This is a genomic window from Candidatus Symbiopectobacterium sp. (assembly GCF_020054415.1).
In the GTDB taxonomy this organism is placed as follows: Bacteria; Pseudomonadota; Gammaproteobacteria; order Enterobacterales; family Enterobacteriaceae; genus Symbiopectobacterium.
The window spans coordinates 1-2100 of the sequence record NZ_JAHWCO010000033.1 but is presented as its reverse complement, the minus strand read 5'-3'; the positions used below and the strand labels follow the sequence as shown (position 1 = coordinate 2100).

At 50.1% G+C, this 2100-nt stretch carries 1 protein-coding gene and 1 pseudogene; both read right to left on the bottom strand.

Annotated elements, in window-relative coordinates; all coding sequences use genetic code 11:
- Positions 1 to 198 precede the first annotated feature (198 nt).
- Positions 199 to 1593: a Fic family protein gene (locus QZ506_RS01125; protein WP_291968438.1), complete on the bottom strand. Its 1395-nt coding sequence runs from the start codon at positions 1591 to 1593 to the stop codon at positions 199 to 201.
- A 198-nt stretch (positions 1594 to 1791) separates the two neighbouring features.
- Positions 1792 to 2100 (bottom strand): annotated as a pseudogene (locus QZ506_RS01120) (replication endonuclease); the annotation flags it as partial.

The window sequence follows — 2100 nt, the reverse complement described above, 5'->3', positions numbered from 1 at the left end:
TGCCTACCCCCCTTCGCGGGGGCTGCTCCCCCGTCACCTGCGCGCGACATTCGCTTCGTTTTTTGTGCAGAGGCCGATCCCAGTCCAGCCCGCGCCCGCACTGAGCTGAAAGGGTAAAAATCACATCAAAAAAATTGTGCACTTTTGTGCAGACAAAAAAGCGCCATAGGGGGCGCTTTTTGGCGTGATGCCATCAGGCTAATCGCGCTGCAAGTTAAGCAAACCTGCTTTCAGTTTTTCCGGTGATTTGCGCCCGGTATAGGTTGCCGGCGTTCTCCCCGAACCTCCCGTTTTCGTTATTATTCCGGCGTTGACCAGGGATTCAAGGGCCACCTGAGCGGTGCTTCTGGCAACGCCGTACTTTTCTGTCACGCTTTTTATTGTGTGTTCACGTTCCGGGAAGTAGATCACCGAGGTGACGATACTCATCTGTAAATCGCTCAGTTGTGTCAATAGCCCCGTGTCTGCCATCCACGTGCGCAGCTCCTGAAGCCGGAATGCTGAAGTTTCAACATGAGCGACAAGTTCGTTAACGGCCCGCTCAATAATCCTGGACTGATATTCAATGAAGTAGGTCAGATCCATATCATCGGTTTCAGTTCTCAGGTACGCCCGCGCGTATTCTTTTGGGGCCTCCTTCAACAGTTTTGAGATGGAAATATAGCGGAAAGCAGAATACCCCGTTCTGAACAGCATCCAGTAACACAGCGCGCGTGCAACCCTGCCGTTACCGTCGTAGAACGGGTGTATGTATCCAATATAAAAATGAAGGATGATCGCCTTGGTAATGGGGTGCATGTATCTTTTCCATGCCGTCTCCTTCTCGTGCGGCTCATTTGCCCACAATAGCAGCGAACGAAGATCCCCCATGACGTCGGCGGCTTCCGGTGGGCGATGGATAACATTTCCCATATCATCCCCAACCCATACATCATCAGTCGTGCGGAGTTCTCCTGGGTGATAGTTTTTATCATCAACGCCTGTCGTCGCTTCCCGGTGAAAATCAAGTAGCAGTTCGAGAGACATAGCTTCATGTCTGTGTGACCAGGCCATATGCATCAGGCGACGATTACATATAATCATCTGTTCGCCTTCTGTGCGTGGCTTTCTGCCATCCCTCAGCATGTTTTTTGCGATCACGCGGGTTGTTGCCGCCCCTTCCAACTGACTGGAGGCAATGCTTTCTTCATCAGCAAAATCCAGAATGCTTTCATCGGTTACCCTGTAGGTGGCAATAAGCGCATCCAGCCCTGCGGTTGTGCAGCGTTGATCGACCAGTGAGGCGATGCGGGTGAGGTTGGGCGTTGAAATGTAACTGACACCGTAGCCGAAAGCTGGCGCGAAAAAAGGTTTACGGGCTATTTTGATAATTGACCATTTTGCCAGCGCCGTATCGTATTCCTGGTGCCTGTTTTTTATGTCATCCCAGTGAAGGTAGCGCCCTTTGTGGTCGAGTATGGCATCCTCTGTCAGTCCGGGAATATTATAAGCCGCTAGACCCTCCCTGAACTCGGGATCAAGAATGCTCAGGCACTGATTCAGGTCATGTATCAGTTCACTGCACTTTGGTGGGATGTGTATCAGGCTTTTCATGTGAGTACCATTTTTGTATTTTGTTGTTCATTTTCATCGTAAATCATACAACAAAATCACCTAGCTGCCGATTTTATGGTGATTTCGACAGCAAAATAGTTAAGCTGCTCAGTTATTATCCCTCTGCTTCATTCAGCGTAATCATTATTGCTAACCTTTCAGTAGAAGGTAACGCGGCATACTTCGTCTTCCACCGCGCTACCTTGCGTGCTGTTCTTTGTCGGTCATGTGGTCAAAGTCGATGTTTTCTTTTTCAGACGTCCAGCCAATCTGTCTATCGTGCTGATCACATCTGGTACAGACATCCCCGTTTATGTATTCTGGGATGTCTATTTTTTCGTCGCCCGTACAGTTAGTGACAGAACTCCGAGGCAACGCGTCCGCGTTGCTCACATCAACGGCCAACTTCGGTACAATCTTCCACTGCTTCAACCGGGTCAGGCTCGGTGAATCCTCGCCCACCACCGAGTCAAACAGCCCACGGATACTCAGCATTTCCTCACCGTA

Bases quoted from the DNA above. Each gene is read 5' to 3' on its own strand.
- QZ506_RS01125 (WP_291968438.1), bottom strand. From the start codon at position 1,593: ATGAAAAGCCTGATACACATCCCACCAAAGTGCAGTGAACTGATACAT.